Source organism: Microbacterium sp. C-MGS6 (assembly GCF_058140415.1).
Genome location: NZ_CM176934.1, coordinates 1274984 through 1293452, shown reverse-complemented (window position 1 = coordinate 1293452; position 18469 = coordinate 1274984). Strand labels below are relative to the sequence as shown.

14 protein-coding genes are annotated in these 18469 nt (G+C 71.3%); 3 read left to right on the top strand and 11 right to left on the bottom strand.

Annotation, left to right across the window (positions count from 1 at the left end; all coding sequences use genetic code 11):
• Positions 1–37: 37 nt before the first annotated feature.
• Together AC3B5L_RS06190 and AC3B5L_RS06185 are read right to left on the bottom strand one after the other, a co-directional pair.
• Positions 38–3112 carry a hypothetical protein gene (locus tag AC3B5L_RS06190; protein WP_490096312.1) on the bottom strand — a complete coding sequence of 1025 codons (3075 nt, stop codon included), beginning with the start codon at positions 3110–3112 and terminating at the stop codon, positions 38–40.
• Positions 3113–3213: 101 nt separating this feature from the next.
• On the bottom strand, positions 3214–4287 hold the full coding sequence (locus AC3B5L_RS06185; protein ID WP_490096311.1) for a glycosyltransferase: 1074 nt from the start codon (positions 4285–4287) through the stop codon (positions 3214–3216).
• Positions 4288–4409: 122 nt separating this feature from the next.
• Between AC3B5L_RS06185 and AC3B5L_RS06180 the strand changes: the two genes are divergently transcribed.
• Positions 4410–6173 (top strand): DUF4012 domain-containing protein, encoded by a 1764-nt coding sequence (locus AC3B5L_RS06180; RefSeq protein ID WP_490096310.1) that lies wholly within the window; start codon positions 4410–4412, stop codon positions 6171–6173.
• Positions 6174–6315: 142 nt separating this feature from the next.
• Complete coding sequence (locus tag AC3B5L_RS06175) at positions 6316–6882, top strand: LAVTG motif-containing sortase-dependent surface protein (RefSeq protein ID WP_187663685.1); 567 nt, start codon at positions 6316–6318, stop codon at positions 6880–6882.
• A 176-nt stretch (positions 6883–7058) separates the two neighbouring features.
• Here AC3B5L_RS06175 and AC3B5L_RS06170 read toward each other — a convergent pair whose 3' ends face one another.
• The 6 genes from AC3B5L_RS06170 to AC3B5L_RS06145 all read right to left on the bottom strand — a co-directional run bounded on the left by AC3B5L_RS06170 (position 7059) and on the right by AC3B5L_RS06145 (position 12978).
• Positions 7059–8513 (bottom strand): LCP family protein, encoded by a 1455-nt coding sequence (locus tag AC3B5L_RS06170; RefSeq protein ID WP_268777727.1) that lies wholly within the window; start codon positions 8511–8513, stop codon positions 7059–7061.
• Positions 8510–8977 (bottom strand): 5-(carboxyamino)imidazole ribonucleotide mutase, encoded by a 468-nt coding sequence (purE, locus tag AC3B5L_RS06165; protein WP_268777817.1) that lies wholly within the window; start codon positions 8975–8977, stop codon positions 8510–8512. The genes AC3B5L_RS06170 and purE overlap by 4 nt, the downstream gene beginning before the upstream one ends.
• 124 nt (positions 8978–9101) lie before the next feature.
• Positions 9102–10226, bottom strand: coding sequence for a 5-(carboxyamino)imidazole ribonucleotide synthase (locus AC3B5L_RS06160; RefSeq protein ID WP_259953161.1), 1125 nt, complete (start codon positions 10224–10226; stop codon positions 9102–9104).
• Positions 10227–10320: 94 nt separating this feature from the next.
• Entirely contained in the window at positions 10321–10833 is a 513-nt protein-coding gene (locus AC3B5L_RS06155) for a PH domain-containing protein (protein WP_268777818.1), read from the bottom strand.
• A gap of 94 nt (positions 10834–10927) precedes the next feature.
• Positions 10928–11698 (bottom strand): biotin--[acetyl-CoA-carboxylase] ligase, encoded by a 771-nt coding sequence (locus AC3B5L_RS06150; RefSeq protein WP_490096309.1) that lies wholly within the window; start codon positions 11696–11698, stop codon positions 10928–10930.
• The gene (locus AC3B5L_RS06145) at positions 11695–12978 is read right to left on the bottom strand and encodes a CDP-glycerol glycerophosphotransferase family protein (protein WP_490096308.1); all 1284 of its coding nucleotides are present in this window, start codon (positions 12976–12978) and stop codon (positions 11695–11697) included. Before AC3B5L_RS06145 ends, AC3B5L_RS06150 begins: the two co-directional genes overlap by 4 nt.
• Before the next feature lie 146 nt (positions 12979–13124).
• On the opposite strand from AC3B5L_RS06145, the gene AC3B5L_RS06140 reads away from it, so the two are divergent.
• Entirely contained in the window at positions 13125–14150 is a 1026-nt protein-coding gene (locus tag AC3B5L_RS06140) for a glycosyltransferase (RefSeq protein ID WP_187664124.1), read from the top strand.
• Positions 14151–14160: 10 nt separating this feature from the next.
• Here AC3B5L_RS06140 and AC3B5L_RS06135 read toward each other — a convergent pair whose 3' ends face one another.
• Genes AC3B5L_RS06135 through AC3B5L_RS06125 form a run of 3 tightly spaced genes read right to left on the bottom strand, consistent with a single transcriptional unit; the run spans position 14161 to position 18464 of the window.
• Positions 14161–15597, bottom strand: coding sequence for a CDP-glycerol glycerophosphotransferase family protein (locus tag AC3B5L_RS06135; RefSeq protein ID WP_490096307.1), 1437 nt, complete (start codon positions 15595–15597; stop codon positions 14161–14163).
• Positions 15594–16847 (bottom strand): CDP-glycerol glycerophosphotransferase family protein, encoded by a 1254-nt coding sequence (locus AC3B5L_RS06130; protein ID WP_187663679.1) that lies wholly within the window; start codon positions 16845–16847, stop codon positions 15594–15596. The genes AC3B5L_RS06135 and AC3B5L_RS06130 overlap by 4 nt, the downstream gene beginning before the upstream one ends.
• A gap of 45 nt (positions 16848–16892) precedes the next feature.
• Positions 16893–18464 (bottom strand): S1C family serine protease, encoded by a 1572-nt coding sequence (locus AC3B5L_RS06125; RefSeq protein WP_490096306.1) that lies wholly within the window; start codon positions 18462–18464, stop codon positions 16893–16895.
• Between the last annotated feature and the right edge of the window lie 5 nt (positions 18465–18469).

The following is an 18469-nucleotide window of genomic DNA, read 5'->3' as shown; positions in this document are numbered from 1 at the left end:
CCGATCCCCGCGAACTGCCCGAGGCGACGGCCGCGCCTCAGCGATAGGCGACCGTCGCCGCCTTGCCTTTCACATAGCTGATCGAGCCGCCCTGGAACGCCTGCACACACGACGTCGCCGAGCACGTCTCCACACCCGCCGGCCACCCGAGCTTTCCACGCAACCATCCCGCCTTGCTGTACGCGGTCATGATCGTATTCGACGACGCGAACGTCCCCGCCACCGACGAATGAACCCACCCACCGGAGAACTTCTGCGCCATACCGCCACCGTTCGGGTCCGCCACGAGCGAAGGTACGGGATCGACAGCTCCGCCGAGCGCGACCGGACTGCTGGCCGGATCAGCGCGAACCTTCGCGATGGCCGCGGCCGAGACACCCACCGCACTCGTCGGCTCAGCGGTGCCCGTGAACGAGAGGACACCCCCGGCGAACGCCTGGGTACACGAAGCGCCCGTGCACACCTCAGCGCTCACCGGCCATCCGAGCGAACCCCTCACCCAACCGGCCTTGCTGTACCCCGACATCATCCGCGTCGAGGTCGCGAACGCACCCTTTGCAGAAGAGTGGATCCACCCACCCCGGAAGCTCTGCGCGACCCCGTCGCCGTTCGGATCCGTCACCTTGGACTCCGCACTCGTGGGCCATCCCAGCTTCCCCCGCAGCCACCCCGACGCGCTGTACTCCTTCATCGACGCGTTCGACGTCACGAACGCCCCGGCCGCCGACGCGTGAATCCACCCGTTCGCGAACTGACGGACGAGACCATTGCCCTGCGGATCCGACACCACCGTCAACTGCCCGACCGGCGCACCCAGCGCCCCCGAGCTGCCGCCCTGCGCCGCGAACACCACATCGATCGCGTCCGCCTCGACGCCCACCAGCGGAACCGCCGCCTTCCCCTTCTGATAACCGATCGAGCCGCCCTGGAACGCCTGCACACACGACGTCGCCGAGCACGTCTCCACACCCGCCGGCCACCCGAGCTTTCCACGCAACCATCCCGCCTTGCTGTACGCGGTCATGATCGTATTCGACGACGCGAACGTCCCCGCCACCGACGAATGAACCCACCCACCGGAGAACTTCTGCGCCATACCGCCACCGTTCGGGTCCGCCACGAGCGAAGGTACGGGATCGACAGCTCCGCCGAGCGCGACCGGACTGCTGGCCGGATCAGCGCGAACCTTCGCGATGGCCGCGGCCGAGACACCCACCGCACTCGTCGGCTCAGCGGTGCCCGTGAACGAGAGGACACCCCCGGCGAACGCCTGGGTACACGAAGCGCCCGTGCACACCTCAGCGCTCACCGGCCATCCGAGCGAACCCCTCACCCAACCGGCCTTGCTGTACCCCGACATCATCCGCGTCGAGGTCGCGAACGCACCCTTTGCAGAAGAGTGGATCCACCCACCCCGGAAGCTCTGCGCGACCCCGTCGCCGTTCGGATCCGTCACCTTGGACTCCGCACTCGTGGGCCATCCCAGCTTCCCCCGCAGCCACCCCGACGCGCTGTACTCCTTCATCGACGCGTTCGACGTCACGAACGCCCCGGCCGCCGACGCGTGAATCCACCCGTTCGCGAACTGACGGACGAGACCATTGCCCTGCGGATCCGACACCACCGTCAACTGCCCGACCGGCGCACCCAGCGCCCCCGAGCTGCCGCCCTGCGCCGCGAACACCACATCGATCGCGTCCGCCTCGACGCCCACCAGCGGAACCGCCGCCTTCCCCTTCTGATAACCGATCGAGCCGCCCTGGAACGCCTGCACACACGACGTCGCCGAGCACGTCTCCACACCCGCCGGCCACCCGAGCTTTCCACGCAGCCATCCCGCCTTGCTGTACGCGGTCATGATCGTGTTCGACGACGCGAACGTCCCCGCCACCGACGAATGAACCCACCCGGCGTCGAACTGCTGCGCGGTCCCGTTGCCGTTCGGGTCCGTGACGGCCGTGGGCGTGGTCTTCGGGTATCCGAGCTTTCCCCCGAGACCGCCCTGAGCCGTGTACTCCTTATACACCTCACCGTAGACCTGTCGCGCGCCGAGCGCCTTCGTCCAGGTGATGATGCCGTTGACGTACGTCACGGTGCACCGCGCGGTCGTTGCCGTACAGGCCGGAGTCGTCTTCGCGGCGCCGAGAACGCCGGTCGCCCCGCCGAGCGAGGTGTGCAGGCGACGGATGTCGCCGAGCGGGTCCACCACCGGCTTCTGGGTCGAGCCGAACCAGTCCGTGAAGTAGTTGTAGAAGTTCCGGTTGCCGTACGCGGAGCACCCGTCACCCTTTCCGTAGCCGGCCCGCAGCGCTGCGGCGTTCGGCTGGTACGGCGTGTAGTAGTACAGCGCGGACGTCGCCTTGTTCGCGACGTAGACCGGCGAGGATCCGCAGGAGCTGTTCGGGTTGTAGAGGATGTTCCAGGTGCGCCCCGGCGCGTACCACTGGAACCACTTGCCCTCCATGTAGATCTGCATCTGGCGCGCGGCGCCGTAGATCTGGTGGAAGAAGCCGATGTAGTTCGGGTCGCACGGCGCGGTGTCCGGGCAGCCCTGCCCGAGCGCGATCCGGTACCGCCAGGCGCTCGGCCAGGTGTGGGTCACGAGCCCCTGCTCCTTCTGGAGCATGACGATGAGCACCTGCGGATTGATATCGCAGGCCTGGGCCACGCGGTAGATGATGCGCGCAGCGGACTCGTTCGCAGCACCGGAGTATCCGCTGCAGTACTGGTCCCCCGGACGGGTGACCGTGTTCATGCGGAAGTCCTTGAGACAGACGATCGGCTCGTTGTTCTCGTCCCGTCCGCCGAGGCAGCGGGAGACCTTGCTGTTGAAGAAGGTCTGGATCTGCGCTTCGGTCATCGTGCTCTTGTTGGTGAACACGGCGTCGCTGATGATGTTGCCCGGCGTGAACCCGACCAGAGTGGTCTTGGCCAGCCCGGTCTGCGCGGGATCGGCGGCGGTACGCGCGACGGTCGGTGCGACGGAGGTCGCGGCGGAGGCGGCGGTGGCGGGGACCACCGTGCCGATCACCAGGGCGGAGGCAGCGAGGAAACAGGTGAGAAGGCGGGTGACCTTCGTGGTGTTTCGAGAGCGTGGGGCACGTCGAGACATGTGACCAGTGTGACGGAAGTTGCGGGATGATGCCACTGTTGCCACAGAAATGCGATCAGCTCTCGGCGTGTCGCGCCGATGCGAAGCTGGCGTTCAGGTGATCAGAGGTCCGCGTGCAGACTCCACACGCGCTCCGCCGAACTCGCCCAGGAGAACGCCCGCGACCGGTCGGCGGCGAGCACGCGCAGGCGCTCCCTCCCTGTCGTCGCCGCGTCCTCCACGGCCTCCGGCAGAGCACTCTCGCTGACCACCGCTCCCCCGTCGGCGAGGACGTCGTGATGACACCCGGACTCCACGGCGACCACGGGGACGCCGAGCGACATCGCCTCCACGGCACGCCACGGCCATCCGGAGACGGCATCGGTCGACACGAAGACGCGCGCCCCGGCGACGACGGCGGCGCGATCCGAGACCTCGAGCGTCCCCCGGATGTGCGCGCGCCGCTCGGGCAGCCCGGCGGCGGCGGCGATCTCGGCGATTCGCGGTTCCGCCCCCTCGGCCGCTCCGATCACCACGGCGTCGAGGTTCGCCGCGACGGCGCCGCGGAAACCGGCGGCCAGCGCGTCCTCCGGCCCGGAGAGGACGAGGTAGTCCGCGGGGACACCGAGGTCGTCCCGACGCGAGGCGACGTCCGCGGGACGCAGGAGGTCCTGAGGTGGCGCGCCGGCGATGACGCGGATGCGGTCACCGAGCTTCGCGAGACCGGACAGGCGCTCCGCCATGGAGTGGGACGGAACGACCACGGCATCTGCGTGTTTCACGGCACGTCGGAGCATGCCTCGTTGCCAGGCGACGGCGCCGCGCGACAGCTGAGACGGCGCCTCCCAGGCCCGCAGGTCCCACAGCGTGACGGTGGTCTGATCGTTGTCGTGCACCCGGTCGTGGCGGACCAGTGGGGCGAGCAGCGTCGGCGCGTGGATGAGGCCGCCGCCGACGCCAGGGGCGATACCGAGTTGCCAGGACGCGGCGAGCTCGCGCCGTCCGACCGCGAGCGTGCGCACTTCTCCGATCCCGCGGAGCGGCACCTCTGCCCCCGAGGGCACGATCGCATCGACCGTGCAGTTCGGCGGCGCCGTCTGGACGAGCCCGGCGGCGAGATCTCGCGATGCCGCCGCCTGATCGGGGTCGACGACGTGCACGAGCTGATCCAGAACAACACGCAGTCGAGCACCCATGCGATCAGGCTAGCCGCGGGATGCCGACGACCCCGGGAGCGCATCACCTGTCCGCACCGCTACTCAGCGTTCCCACAGCATCGGGAGCGCGCCCGGCAGCTTCGCCGTGCTTGAATGCCAGGGTGAGCGATGGTCGCCTTCCCGTCCGCCGCCGATGGGTCGGGTGGACCGTCGGCCTCGTCCTCGTGCTCCTCGTCCTCGCACTGGGCTGGGTCACGGTGCGCGGCATCGGCGCGGTCGACAACCTGCAGCAGATCGCGAAGGCGACCAGTCAGCTCAAGCAGTCCATCGCCGACGGAGATCTCGACGGGGCGGCCCCGATCGCCGACCGCATCTCCCGCAACGCGGAGTCGGCCCGGTCGCTGACCGGGGACCCGGTCTGGCAGGCCTTCGGGGTGCTGCCCTGGATCGGGCCCAACTTCCGCGCGGTGAGCGATGTCGCCGAGATCGCCGACGACGTCTCCACGGACGCGCTCGGTCCGCTGCTCGACGTCGCCGCCGACGTCGACATCACGAGCCTCGGCTTCTCGGGCGGGGCGATCGGCCTCGCCCCCTTCGCGACCGTCGAGAAGCCACTCGGCACCGCGAGCTCGGCCTTGGCTGCCGCGGAGGAGCGGGCGCGGCGCATCGATGCCGACGCCACCCTCCCCCCTCTGGCCGACGCCGTCCGGGAGGTGCGCGGGGCCGTCACCCAGGCCGCGACGGCGGTCGGGGCGCTGCACGGCGCCTCGGTCCTGCTGCCGACCATGCTCGGCGGTGAGGGCCCGCGCACCTACGTGCTCGCGATGCAGAACAACGCCGAGCTGCGGTCGTCGGGCGGCATCATCGGATCGATCGCGCTCCTGCGCGCGGAGAACGGCAAGGTCACGCTGCAGCGGCAGGCGTCGACGCGCGACTTCCCCCCGCTGGACACGGCGCTCCCGCTCAGCGACAGCACCGTCGCGCTCTTCGAGGACCGCCCCGGCCGCTATCTGCAGAACATCACCAGCATCCCCGATTTCCGGGAGGCCGGGCAGACCATCGCCGCCCGGTGGGAAGGGCGGTACGGGGGAAAGGTCGACGGGGTGATCGCGGTGGACGCCGTGGTGGCCGCGCACCTCATGCGGGCCACCGGAGACCTGTCCTTCGGGCCGTTCACGGCGACCGCGGAGACCGTGACCGACCTGCTCCTCTCCGAGATCTACGCAGCGATCCCCGATCCCGCGGCTCAGGACGCGATCTTCGCTCAGGCCGCCGGCGGACTGTTCTCGGCTGCTCTGTCCCATGCCGAGCCGCAGGCCCTCGTCCGCGCGCTCGCCGACGCCGCCGGCGAAGGCCGCATCCGGATCTGGAGCGCGCATGAGTCGGAGGAGTCGCTCCTCGCCGCCAGCGCGCTCGGTGGCGCCATGCCGCAGGATGACGAGGACGCCGCGGTGGTCGGCGTCCTGATGAACGACGGCACCGGCGGGAAGATGGACTATTACACCCGCGCGTCCATCGCGACGGCGGTGGGCACCTGCGCAGGGGTGCCGACGACCCAGGTGCGCGTCACGTGGTCGAACACGGCCCCCGCCGACGCCGCCACCTCCCTGCCCCCGTACGTCACCGGCGACGGCGTGTACGGCGTGCCGGCCGGCAGCGTGCGCACTCTGATCGCCGTCTACGGTCCGGAAGGCGCCCTGCCGTCGCACATCGACCGGGACGGCTCGGAAGAGGGCGTGCAGACGACGACCATCGGCGATCGCTCCGTCGTGCAGCACGAGGTGCTCCTCGCCCCCGGCGCCTCCACGACGATCACCGTGGAGTTCCAGGGCGACGGCGCCGGAGCACGTCTCACCGAGGTCGAGCACACCCCGCTGATCGTGGGTCCGAAGCTGACCCGCGACACCCTGCAGTGCGGCTCGTGACAATCGCCGACGGATGAGGTACTGTCATCTCACTGGGGAATAACCGGGGTCCGTGAACCTGCCGTGGGGGCAGAGGATCTCGCGCAGTCGGACGCAGGGGTGTGTCCGGAGGCGATTCCGCGTGAAATTCTGGGGAGAAATCATGCTGAAGAAACTGGCTGCCATCAGCCTTACCGCTGGCGCGCTCATCTTGGCCGCGCCGACCGTCGCCTCTGCGGCACCGAGCGACTCCTACCCCTCGCCTCCGGGCGCGAAGGTGGGCGACGCGATCATCGACACCTGTGAGGTCTCGACCGTCGCCTTCGGCGCCGGGTACTTCGAGCCCTCGGAGACCGTCGGAGTGTCCGTCTCGGGGCAGAACGCCGGCGCCGCCGCCATCTCGGGCAACACCGCCGCATCCGACGGCAGCCTGAGGGTCACGTTCCGCCCGCCCTCCGACGGGCAGGGGGCCTACGCCCTCGACTTCGCCGGTTCTCGGGCATACACCGCCACGGTGACGGTCTCGCACGGGAACGCCGCCGCTTCCAGCTGCGACCACGACCCCGGCACCGCTGCTCCCGCCGGGACCGAGCTGCCGCTCACGGGCGGCACGGAGCTCGCCCTCACCGGCGGATCGGTGTCGCCGTGGATCGTCGGCGGCGCCGCAGTCGCTCTGGTCGCCGGTGGTGGCCTCGTCGCCGTCGGAGCCGCGCGCCGCAAGCGCGCCTGAGTCGCGCGCCGCACGCGCGCCTGAGCCAGGTCGCCGCCTTGTGCGGTGGCCGGCTGGACGACGGTGATCCCTCCCCCTCCGATCACCGTCGTCTGGCGAATCCGGTCATGCACCGGACGGCCCACGGGCGATGTTCCCGGGAACATCGCCCGTGGGCTGCGTCGTTCCCTGCGGACTCAGGGAGTGGGAACGGGGGTCTCCGTCGGCGGGTGCAGCTTCTGCTGCAGCAGCTCGTGGATGAAGTCGTAGTTCGGGTCGAACTCGTCGACACCGTTCTCCGGCGTCAGTTCGACCGTCTGGACCGGCTGCTCCTTGGCCTTGAGCATGAGATCGAAGAACTCCGGCAGCTTGCCCTGCGGAAGATCCGTGTCGATGAGCGCCGTGCCCGCGGCAGCCACCTCGTTGAAACGCGTGAGCACGGTCTGCGGCGTGAACTGGGCGAGGATCGCCTCCTGCAGCTCGCGCTGCCGCTTCATGCGGTCCCAGTCGCTGGTCGTGTACCGCGAGCGGGCGTACCACTGCGCGGTGTCGCCATCCATGTGCTGCTGCCCGGGCTCGATCCACCCGATCGCCCACTCGTTCACGTCGGTCCCGGACCACCCCTCAGGCGGACCGCCCTTGGGGAGGCGCTCGGTGACGGTGATGTCCACGCCGCCGAGGGCGTCCACGAGGTCGGCGAAGCCGTGCATGTCGACGAACACGTAGTACGGGATCTCGATGCCGAGCACGCCCTCCGCGGCGTCCTTGGTCGCCTCGATGCCCGGTGCCGAGCCCGTGGCCTCCGCGTCCGGATAGAGCCCGGTCCCCTTGTCCTCGCGGCACACCTCCGCGGCGTTGCGCACATGGTTCATCCAGCCGTTCCAGCCGCAGGTGGACGAGCCCTGTCCCTGGAAGCCGTCGGGATACAGCTCCTGCATCGGGCTGCCGTCGCTGAACGGCGCATGCGGGAGCTCACGGGGGATGCCGGTGATGGTGACCGCGCCGGTCTCGGCATTGACGGAGACGACGGAGATGCTGTCGAACCGCATCGAGTCGCGACCGTCTCCACTGTCCGCGCCGAGCAGCAGGATGTTGTAGTAGCCGTCGCTGGGCGGCAGGCTCGGCCCGCTCTGCCCGAAGATGGCCCCGACGCTGCCCCGCACCGAGCCCACCGCCGTGGCCGCGTACCCGGTCATGCCGCCGACCAGCCCCAACAGGAGGAGGGCGACGACCGGGAGGACGAAGCGCGACGGCGCGGGGACCTTGACCAGACGGACGAGCCGGAGCGTGTCGAAGGTGAGGACGATCCAGAGCACCACGACACCCACGAGCAGCACCTGCACGAGGGTGAGCAGTACCGCCGAGACGAAGCCGCCGCCGATCGTGAGCCAGAGGAAGACGGGGCGCGCGAACAGGGCGAGGGCGAGGGCGAGGGCGGCCGAGACCCACGTCGTCAGCGTGACGCCGAGTCCGAACCTGCCCAGGCGGCGATTGCCCGCGAGCACCTGCGCGGAGCCCGGGATGAGGAGGTTGAGCCCGACGAGCCACCAGGCGCGCTTCGACATGAGGCCCGGATCAGCCGGGTCCGGGTGTCGCAGCGGCCGCGTCTCGATGAGCGGACGTCGTGTCGCGCGCGGGGGCGCAAGGGTCACAGCGAGCCCTTCAGCCGATCGTTCTTCTCCTCGACCTGCGCCTCGAGGTCGGCGGCGTAGGCCTCGACGCGGTCCGCCAGATCGTCGTCCGCGGCAGCGAGGATCCGGACCGCGAGCAGGCCGGCGTTGCGCGCGCCGCCGATCGACACCGTCGCGACCGGGATACCCGCGGGCATCTGCACGATCGACAGCAGGGAGTCCATGCCGTCCAGGTACGCGAGCGGCACGGGGACGCCGATGACCGGGAGCGCCGTCATCGACGCGAGCATGCCGGGCAGGTGGGCGGCACCGCCGGCGCCCGCGATGATGACGCGCAGGCCACGAGACCGCGCCTCACGCGCGTACGACATGAGCTTGTCCGGCGTACGGTGGGCCGAGACCACCTCGACCTCGTGAGGGATCCCGAAGTCGGTGAGCGCTTGGGACGCGTCGCTCATGACGCGCCAGTCGGAGTCGGATCCCATGACAACGCCGACCAGAGGAGCGGCGGAGGAGTGCAGTGGCTCGGTCACCAGATCAGGCTACGGTCTCGCGCTGGGAGAACCCCCGAGCGGCACACGTCTTTTCCGTGTGCCGCCGCGGGAATCCTCAGGCGAAGGCCGCTGCGGCGGCCCTGGCCTCGTACACCGCGTCGTCGAGGTCGTCCCCGGCGACGTTCACGTGCCCCACCTTGCGGCCGGGCCGCGGCGCCTTGCCGTACGTGTGGATCTTGGCATCGGGGTGCGCGGTCATCGCCGCCTCGAAACGGTCTCCGAGAGTGCCGTCCGTCGGGCCGCCGAGGATGTTCACCATGACCGACCAGGCCGCGCGGGGCTGGGTGTTCCCCAGTGGCAGATCCGCCACGGCACGCAGATGCTGCTCGAACTGTCCGGTGACGGCTCCGTCCTGGCTCCAATGTCCGCTGTTGTGCGGTCGCATCGCGAGCTCGTTCACGAGGATGCGCTCGTCGTCCGTCTCGAAGAGCTCGACCGCGAGCATCCCGGTCACGCCCAGGCCCTCCGCGATACGACGGCCGATGTCCTCAGCGACCTCGGCGAGACGCTCGGTCGCCGCGGGCGCCGGGGCGATCACCTCGGCGCAGACGCCGTCGCGCTGCACCGTCTCGACGACCGGATACGGGATCATCTCTCCCCCGGGTCGGCGTGCGACCTGCTGGGCGAGCTCGCGGACGAAGGGGACGAGCTCCTCGACGAGCAGGGCGTCGGAGCCCTGCAGCGCATCGAGCCAGTCCTGCGCTTCGGCGCCCGAGCGCACCACCCGCACACCCTTGCCGTCGTACCCGCCCCGCGGCGTCTTGACCACCGCGGCACCGTCGTGCTCGTCGAGGAAGCGCTGCAGGTCGTCAGCGGAGCGGACCGGAGCCCACTCGGGCTGCGGCACGCCGAGCTCCGCCAGCCGGGAGCGCATGACGAGCTTGTCCTGGGCGAACTGGAGCGCATCCGGGCCGGGGTGCACGGCGACGCCCTCGGCGACGAGAGCGCGGAGCACGTCCTGCGGCACATGCTCGTGGTCGAACGTGATGACGTCGACGTCGGCGGCGAAGGCACGCACGGTCTCGAGGTCCCGGTAGTCACCCACCGCTGTGGCGGCGAGGCCCGCGGCCATACCCTCCTCTTCGGCGAGCACCCGCAGATCGAGACCGAGCTCGACCGCCGGAGCGATCATCATCCGTGCCAGCTGTCCTCCGCCGATCACGCCCACGCGCAGCGCCATGTGCCGCCTCCATTCGTCATGCCCATTCTTCCGCACGCGCGAGCGCCCGGGGAACGCAGGTGCGCCCCGGACGGACCGGGCACGTCGGCCGAGCTCAGGCGAAGTCGTCGCCGCTCGCCTGGGCGTCGCGGTGGGCCAGGATCTGACCGACCTCGATCTGGTCGGCGAGGGTCTCGTGCACGAGGGTGACGTTCGGCACGTTCACCAGACGCAGAGGCGCGTCCACGCCGTTCGAGAGCGTGATGGTCCCGCAGCCCCACATCCGCTGCAGCGGGCCGCGACGGACGCCGATCGTGTAACCGCGTGCGTGCGACATCTCGCGGCGGTTGCGCGCGCCCAGTCCCTGGGCGGCGATGACGCGACGGGTCGTGATCGTCGTCGTCCGGGAGTACCAGACGATGAAGGGGATCACGACGGCGACGAGGACGACGGTCCCGGCAGCCGCGAGCAGCATCCAGTCCTCGAAGCCGGCCGGCAGGTTGCCGTAGAAGTAGGCGGCGGCCCCGAAGACGGCGATGAGCACGAGCGCCGACCAGAAGAGCCGACGCGCGTGGCCACGGAAGCGCGCGATCAGCAACTCCTCGGCGGGAGTGCCGGGCGGCGGCATCAGCGGGCGTCCGCCGAGCGTCACGGGCTGGGTCACACCCCCATTGTGCCCGGGATCGCCGACAACACCGTCCGTGCGGCGGCGTGTCCCCGCCTCACGCGGGGCGGACGTGCACGACGTCGCCGGCCGAGACCGCGTGCACGGTGCCCTCCGCCTCGACGCGCAGGCGTCCCTCGGCGTCGATGCCGACGGCCGTGCCGTCGAGCAGGGAGCCGCCGGGGAGCGAGACCCGCACGGCCTGTCCCACCGTCGCGCACCGTGCGGCGACCGCCGCATGGAGACCGCTCGCGATCGCGTCGTCCGCCGCGGTGAGCGCGGTCAGGTGACCGTCGAGCGCCGAGAGGTAGGAGTGGAGCAGCTCGTCCTCGTCGACGACCACGCCGTGCACGGCGAACGAGGTGGCCGTGGGCACCGGAAGCTGCGTCGCGGTCATGGACGTGTTGACCCCCGCGCCGACGATGACAGCGTGCGGGGTCGCCTCGGCGAGGATGCCGCAGATCTTGCGGCCGTCGACGAGGACGTCGTTCGGCCACTTGAGGGCGACGGTGGCGGCGGGCAGCTGCGCGGCGACGGCCTCGGTCATGGCCGCTCCGGCGGCGAGCGGGATCCAGCCTCGCACCGCGGGTTCGGCGGGCAGATCGCGGAGGAGGACGCTCACCGCGAGCGCCGACCCCGCCGGGGCCACCCACCGGCGATCCAGTCGCCCCCGTCCGGCGGTCTGGTGCCGGGTCAGGAGGACCGAGAGGTGCGGCCAGCCGTCGGCGTCGTCGGCGTGTGCACGGAGGTCGGCGTTCGTCGACCCCGCCGCGTCGACGACCTCGAGACGCGGTGCGAGCGCGGCGGAGCGCGGGAAGTCGCCGCTCATACGTCCTCGTCGTCGGCTTCGTCGTCGTCATCGTCCGCGTCACCGCGGACGGCGCCGATCTCGCGATCGCGCCACCGCTCCCACTCCCCCATGAGACGGTCGACGGCCGCGTGGAACTTCTGCGTCGCGACACCGGGGGTGGTGTCGCCGAAGTAGTGGCGCACCCACATCTGCAGCCGCGCGACGGCCGCCTCGTCCTGCCGCACGCGCTCCACCTCGGCGACGATGTCGTCCGCCGCCTCTGCGGACAGCCACTCGCAGTCCGAGAGGTAGCCGGTGGTGTCGACGGCGGCCTCCTCGTCGACCGGTCGCGTGATCATGAGCGGCTTTCCCGCCGCGAGGCGGTCGTACACCATGGCCGAGATGTCCACGACGGCGACGTCGGCGGCGGCCAGCTGCCATCCGAGCTCCGGACCGTCGTCAAACACATGCTGGGCGGTCGGATCGGCCGCGTTCGCGGCGGCGATGGCCGCGATGATGCGCCTGTGCGCCGCCCCGTAGGCCTCGTCGACGACACCGCTTCGCGGGTGCGGACGGTAGATGACGCGGTGCTCCCCCGTCGCGAGGAGTCGCGCCACGAGGCGCTCGCCGTGCGAGGCGATGGAGCCGTAGTGCGCGCTGGGCCGGTCTCCCTCCCAGGTCGGCGCGTACAGCACGACGAGACGGTCGTCCGGTGTGTACGGGAGCGAGCCGGAATAGTGGTCCGCCTGGGGGCGTCCGATCTCGATCGTCCGGCTCTCCACGTCGTAGTCCCACAGCGTCCGCGACAGCCGGTCCCTCGCCGCCTGACCGGCGACGAAGGCGTAGTCGTAGGCCTTGTACTGATTCGTGGTCATGTACATCTTGTCGGACTCGCCGTGGTTGATGAACACGTGCCACCGGCGGCCGTACCGGAACATCTGGAAGTTGCGGGTGTTCTGGTTCACGTACAGCACCACGCGGATGTCCTGCGTGGCCAGGAAGCGCTCGAGATCGCGCACCTTCGGCACGAAGGCGACGGGCGGGCCGTCCTCCTCGAGGAGCTTCTCCGCGCCGGTCGCCTGGCGTGCCAGCACCACGACGGGCCACCGCTCGGCGAGCGCGGCCAGCGGGCGGTACCACTGCCGCATCTGGTACATGTTCACGGCGCCGTCCGCGAAGTACACCGCGACCTGGAAGTGCTCGGCCGGGTACGGCACCTGATCCGCCAGCCGGCGGCGGACGCGCTGCACCGCCGAGCGCGAAGCGAGCGCCCGCTGCAGGAGACGGTAGGCCTTCTTCGCGTCAGACAGTGCACCCATCCCTCCAGGATAGTTCGTCCTGTCCCGGCATCCGCGGCGGCGGACAGGCGGACGCCGCCTGAGAGAGAGCGGCAGGAGCGGCGTGACATGATCGACGTGTGCCAGCCAACGGATCCCCCACCCCCGTCACCGGGGTGTCCTTCGTGATGCCGGTGCTCAACGAACGCGCCTACCTGGAGCACGCCGTCGCATCGGTGCTCGCCCAGGAGGTCGGCGTCCCCGCCGAGCTCATCCTCGCGCTGGGACCGTCATCGGACGGCACCACCGCCCTCGCCCGCCGACTGGCCGCGGCCGACGACCGGATCCGTCTCGTGGACAACCCGGCCGCGCACATCCCGGTCGGCCTCAACGCCGCGATCCGGGCCAGCCGCTACCCCACGGTCATCCGGGTCGATGCCCACTCCGAGCTCGCTCCCGGCTACGCGGCCAGGGCCCTGCAGACCCTGCAGCGCACGGGGGCCGCCAACGTCGGCGGCGTCATGCACGCCGAGGGCCGGACGCCCTTCCAGAAGGCCGTCGCCCGGCTGTACAACTCCCCCGTCGGCCTCGGCGGCGGGGCGTATCACGGCGGCCGCGTCGAAGGAGAGGCGGAGTCCGCCTACCTCGGCGTGATCCGTCGGGACGTCCTCGACGAGGTCGGTCTGTTCGACGAGACGATCCGCCGCGGCGAGGACTGGGAGCTGAACCTGCGCATCCGCCAGGCCGGGCACCGCGTGTGGTTCGACCCCGAGCTGTCGGTGACCTACTGGCCCCGCGAGAGCTGGCTGCGCCTGGCCAGGCAGTTCCGCGCGACCGGCGCCTGGCGAGGGGAGCTGGTGCGGCGCTTCGGTCGTCGCAACGGTCTTCGCTACTTCGCGCCGCCGGTCCTGCTGCTGTTCGTCGCACTCGCCGTGGTCCTCGGGGCCTTGCAGCTGTCCGGTGCGGTGTCGGGAACCGCCTCCCTCATCGCCTCGTGCCTGGTCTACGTCCCGCTCGCGCTCTACGTGCTGCTCGTGGTCGGCGTGGCCCTCGCTCCCGGCGGGGGCGGCGTGCGGCAACGCCTGTGGACGCTCCTCGTGCTGCCCACGATGCACCTCTCGTGGGGTCTCGGCTTCCTCGGCGGCGTGCTGCGCGGAGCCGGCGACACGGTGGACGCGTCCCGGCTCGGCACGCGGAACACCCCCCTGCCCTGACGTCCGACGACTACGGCGTGACGAATCCGAGGTCGAGGATCCGGTCGACCACCCGCTGCGCGGCCCGACCGTCGTCGAGGGTGTTGAACTGCCGCTGCCAGGCGGCATAGCGCTCGGCGTACCTCTCCCGGTGCCCCGCATCCTCCAGCGCGGCCACGAGTTCGTCCTGCGTACCGAGCAAGGGCCCCGGCGCCCGCTCCGCCAGATCGAAGTAGAAGCCGCGGAGCTGACCGCGGTAGTGGTCGAGGTCGGGCACGAGGAAGTACATCGGCTTGCCGGTCACCGAGTAGTCGAACATGACGGAGGAGTAGTCCGTGACGAGGGCGTCGGCGGCGAGCAGGAGCTGCGACGTCTCGGGGTAGCCCGTCACATCGATCACCCGGGCGCCGGCGCGATCCCTGCCCTCGCCCAGCGTGCGCGAGTGGCCGCGCACCAGCACGACGGCGTTCGTCTGCCGCGCGAGGAGTTCGGGATCGACGAAGTCGACCATCTCCGCCCGGTCGTCGCGCCAGGTCGGCGCGTAGAGGAGGACGCGCTCGTCGGCCCCGATGCCGAGCGCCGCGCGGACGGCGACCGGGTCCCCGGTACGCAGCGCATCGTTGCGCGGATAGCCGTCGACCCAGATCGGCCGCCCGAAGAACGCATAAGCCTTGCGCAGGATCCGCGCGGCGTACGTGTTCTGCGCGAGCAGCACGTCCCACCGCCGGGACTCCTTGACCACCGCCGCCATCCGCCGGGGATCGAACCCGGGGCGGTGCAGCGCCAGACGCTTGAGGGGCGTGCCGTGCCAGGTCTGCAGCACCTTCTGCCCGGGCTTCCGCGCGAAGCGCCGTCGCAGCCAGTCGTTCACGACGAGCAGGCGCGCGGCCCCGCGGGCGTGCCACCATTCCGGGCTGCCCTCGATCACGGCGATCGCTCCGTCCGGCACCTCGACCGACAGGTCGGCGACGCTCCAGTACCGGCGCACTCCCGGCGCGCGCCGTGCGAGCTCGCGATCGATGGCGCGCGGGTTGCAGCCGACGCTCCGGCCGTAGAAGCTCTCGAAGAACACGGCGTTCTCGGTGCCGCCTGCCTGCGCCACGTAGCGCTCCTCGAGCGTGGAACGCCCCTCGGCGGTGTCGTACACGGGGTCCACGGGCGCCGCGATGTGGACGACGGCACCGTCGACGGCGATCCGCACCCCCGGGAGGAGCACCGGCGCGAGACGCAGCTCGGCCGGATCGACGCCGTCGATCCGCAGGTCGTACTCCCCGGACGGCAGAGGCAGCTCCGGACCGCCCCATCGCGACGCGCGGAGCGCGAACGTCGCCTTCCAGGTCTTCCCCCCACCGGTGAGGCGGGCCTTCACCCGCGCCCGCGGTCCGGTGAGCTCGGCGCTCTCCGGACGCTGCCCGGTCCCTGCGATGACCAGCGCCTGTGCCGTGTCATCGATGCGGGCCGTCGTCATGCTGCTCCCTTCGGCGCGGGGACCCCCCGCGCACGGATCGCCCGGTATACCCGACGAGTGTTCTGACCGTCACGGAACGCGTGCATCTCCGCGCTGAGCGTAGCGGAACGCCCGGCGGCCTCGTCGAACGCGGCCGCATCGCCGAGCAGCGACGCCAGCCGGACGAGGGCGTCTTCCCACCCCGTGGCGACGCCGGACGCGGCGACCTCCTCGAAGCGGCCGTAGAAGCCGCGGGTGCGGGCGTACTCGGCGACATCCGGTGCGAGGAAGACGACCGGCAGGGCGAGGAGCCCCACGTCGTACGCGAGCGACGAGTAGTCCGTGATGAGGATGTCGACGGCGGGCAGCACCGGCGTCACATCGCTGACGACCGTGCTGGGCAGCGCCCGCACCCGCGTCGTCGGCACCGGCGGCGCGTAGCTGCCGTCGCCGAGGGGGTGGGAGCGCACGAGGAGAGCGGCATCGTGGTCTTCGAGCACCCGGATGATCCGCACCCATTCCTCGGCCGTCGGGACGGAGGGGTCGGGAGCGCCGTCGCGCCAGGTCGGCGCGTAGAGGACGATCCGGTCGGTGTCGCCGATCGCGCCCACGGCCTCGGCGAGCAGCCGCCGTGCATGGGCGCGGCGTTCCTCGGGCGAACCGCTCGAGAGCACGTCGACGCGCGGCTCCCCGGTCACCACCACGCGATCATCGCCCAGCCCGAACGCGGACTCGAGGCGTGCTCTGGCGCGGTGCGAGGCGGCAGGGAGGACCCGGATGCGCTGCGCGGCACCCCGGTACATCCAACCGACGAGCCGACGCAGGACCGGCGCACCGGGCACGGCCGGCACCTGGGTCGTGGCGGGAGAGTCGAGGCCGATGCGTTTGAGCGGGATGCCATGCCAGAGTTGCACCACGAACGCGCCGCCGTTGCCGTAGCGGTTCACGTCGCCGAGGCCGTGGGTCACGATCAGCACCCCGGCGCGCGCGGTCGCCCACCAGCCGCGCAGACCGCCCCGTGGCACACTCCGCAGACCGAGGGCCGCGGCGTCCGCCGCTTCGCGCGGGGACCCGGCCAGCCACAGGGTGTCATGGCCCGCCTCCGCTGCGTACCGCTGCAGGGCGAGGGCGCCGTCCCCGACGCCGGCGCCGCATCCGAAGACCCAGCGCGGACCGCGCGGCACGAGAAGGGTGCCGAGACGGCCGAGGGCGTACAGCGGGATCCGGAGCAGCTTGGCCGCGTTGCCGGTGCCGAAAGAGAAGGACGCCACCCGGCGAGCCTATCGCGCAGGTGGCGTCCTTCTCTGACGTGGGGATCAGCCGGCGAGCGTGCCGAGCGTCACCTCGATGTCGCTCTCCTTGCCGTCGCGGACGTAGGTCACGTCGGCCTTGCTGTCGGCGGCCGCTGCGCGCACCTGCGCCGTGAGATCGGTCGCGCTCGTGATCGGGACGCCGTTGAAACGCGTCACGACGTCACCGGCCTGGAGACCGGCGGCCTCGGCGGCGCCCCCGTCGGTGACCTCGGCGATGTAGGCGCCGGCCACCGTCGCGCCCTCGACGCCGGAGGCATCCCGGACCGAGGCGCCCAGGAGGCCGTGCGTGGCCGCGCCATCGGCGATGATCTCATCGGCGACGCGCTGGGCGATGTTGGACGGGATGGCGAAGCCGATGCCGATCGAACCCGACTCCTCCGAGTTGCCCGAGCTCGCGATCGCGACGTTGATGCCGATCAGCTCGCCCTTGCTGTTGACGAGGGCACCGCCGGAATTGCCGTGGTTGATCGCCGCGTCGGTCTGGATCACGGCGATCGAGATCGACTCGGTGGCCTGCTGCCCGCTGTTGCCGGGCAGATCGAACTGGAAGGGCCCCTCGCCCTGGCCGTCCTCCGGTGCCTGCTCCTGCGGGGCGTCCTCGGAAGAGGAGTCGGGCAGCGCGGAGGAGGCGATCTGGATGCTGCGGTTCAGCGCGCTCACGATGCCGGTGGTGACCGAGTTGGCCAGGCCCAGCGGGGCGCCGAGCGCCACGGCGGTATCGCCGACGTTGAGCTTCGACGAGTCGGCGAACTCGATCGGAGTCAGGCCCTCGGCGTCCGTGAGCTTGATCACCGCGAGGTCGTAGATCGGGTCGGTGCCGACCACGGTCGCCTCGTAGATGCGGCCGTCGGAGGTCGTGACGCGGATCGTCGGATCAGCCGCCGCGCCGCCGAGGGTCACGACGTGGGTGTTGGTGAGGACGTAGCCGTCCTTGCTGATGATGACGCCGGAGCCGCTGCCGGCCTCCTGCGACCCGGCCACCTCGATGGTGACGACGGAGGGAAGCGCCTCGGTCGCGACCGCGGTGGTCTCGTTGACCGAGCCGGGGTTGTTGACCGTGACGGTCTGCGGTCCCTGCGCCGTGCCGGAGGACGGGGAGTCCTGCAGCCCGGTGAGCAGCGCGCCTCCGCCGAAGCCGGCGACGCCGCCGACGAGGGCGGCTGCGACGATGAACGCCGCGACGCGGGTGCCGCCGCGCGACTTCTCCTTCGTCGCGGTCGGGGTGCCCTCGGCCGGCGGCGCCGTGCCGTCGAGCGGCCGGGTGTCGTGCGCCGGGACGCCGAATGCGGCGCCGGGGACGCCCGCCGCGGCGGGACCGGGCGCGGCCAGCCCGTGCGGCACGGGTGCCACAGTCGGGGCACCCGCGGCGTGCGACGCGAACGTCGGCGGCATGTGGTGGCCCTGCGGGGCGACCGGGGCGGAAGCGGCCGGGGTGCCCGTGAGGGTGCCGTCGGCGGCCGGAGACGGCGCGCTCGGCGCGGCCTCGGGGGTCTGAGGGGTCTGAGGGGTGTGTCCGGCCGACACGGCGTCGTCCGACGCCGGTGCCGGGCGGTCCTGCGGGTTGTCCTGGTTCATGGTGT

What these genes read in the sequence shown, in the direction of transcription:
- AC3B5L_RS06190 (WP_490096312.1), bottom strand. Translation starts at nt 3,112, where the DNA reads ATGTCTCGACGTGCCCCACGCTCTCGAAACACCACGAAGGTCACCCGC.
- AC3B5L_RS06185 (WP_490096311.1), bottom strand. Translation starts at nt 4,287, where the DNA reads ATGGGTGCTCGACTGCGTGTTGTTCTGGATCAGCTCGTGCACGTCGTC.
- AC3B5L_RS06175 (WP_187663685.1), top strand. Translation starts at nt 6,316, where the DNA reads ATGCTGAAGAAACTGGCTGCCATCAGCCTTACCGCTGGCGCGCTCATC.
- purE (WP_268777817.1), bottom strand. Translation starts at nt 8,977, where the DNA reads ATGGGATCCGACTCCGACTGGCGCGTCATGAGCGACGCGTCCCAAGCG.
- AC3B5L_RS06160 (WP_259953161.1), bottom strand. Translation starts at nt 10,226, where the DNA reads ATGGCGCTGCGCGTGGGCGTGATCGGCGGAGGACAGCTGGCACGGATG.
- AC3B5L_RS06155 (WP_268777818.1), bottom strand. Translation starts at nt 10,833, where the DNA reads ATGCCGCCGCCCGGCACTCCCGCCGAGGAGTTGCTGATCGCGCGCTTC.
- AC3B5L_RS06150 (WP_490096309.1), bottom strand. Translation starts at nt 11,698, where the DNA reads ATGAGCGGCGACTTCCCGCGCTCCGCCGCGCTCGCACCGCGTCTCGAG.
- AC3B5L_RS06145 (WP_490096308.1), bottom strand. Translation starts at nt 12,978, where the DNA reads ATGGGTGCACTGTCTGACGCGAAGAAGGCCTACCGTCTCCTGCAGCGG.
- AC3B5L_RS06140 (WP_187664124.1), top strand. Translation starts at nt 13,125, where the DNA reads ATGCCGGTGCTCAACGAACGCGCCTACCTGGAGCACGCCGTCGCATCG.
- AC3B5L_RS06135 (WP_490096307.1), bottom strand. Translation starts at nt 15,597, where the DNA reads ATGACGACGGCCCGCATCGATGACACGGCACAGGCGCTGGTCATCGCA.
- AC3B5L_RS06125 (WP_490096306.1), bottom strand. Translation starts at nt 18,464, where the DNA reads ATGAACCAGGACAACCCGCAGGACCGCCCGGCACCGGCGTCGGACGAC.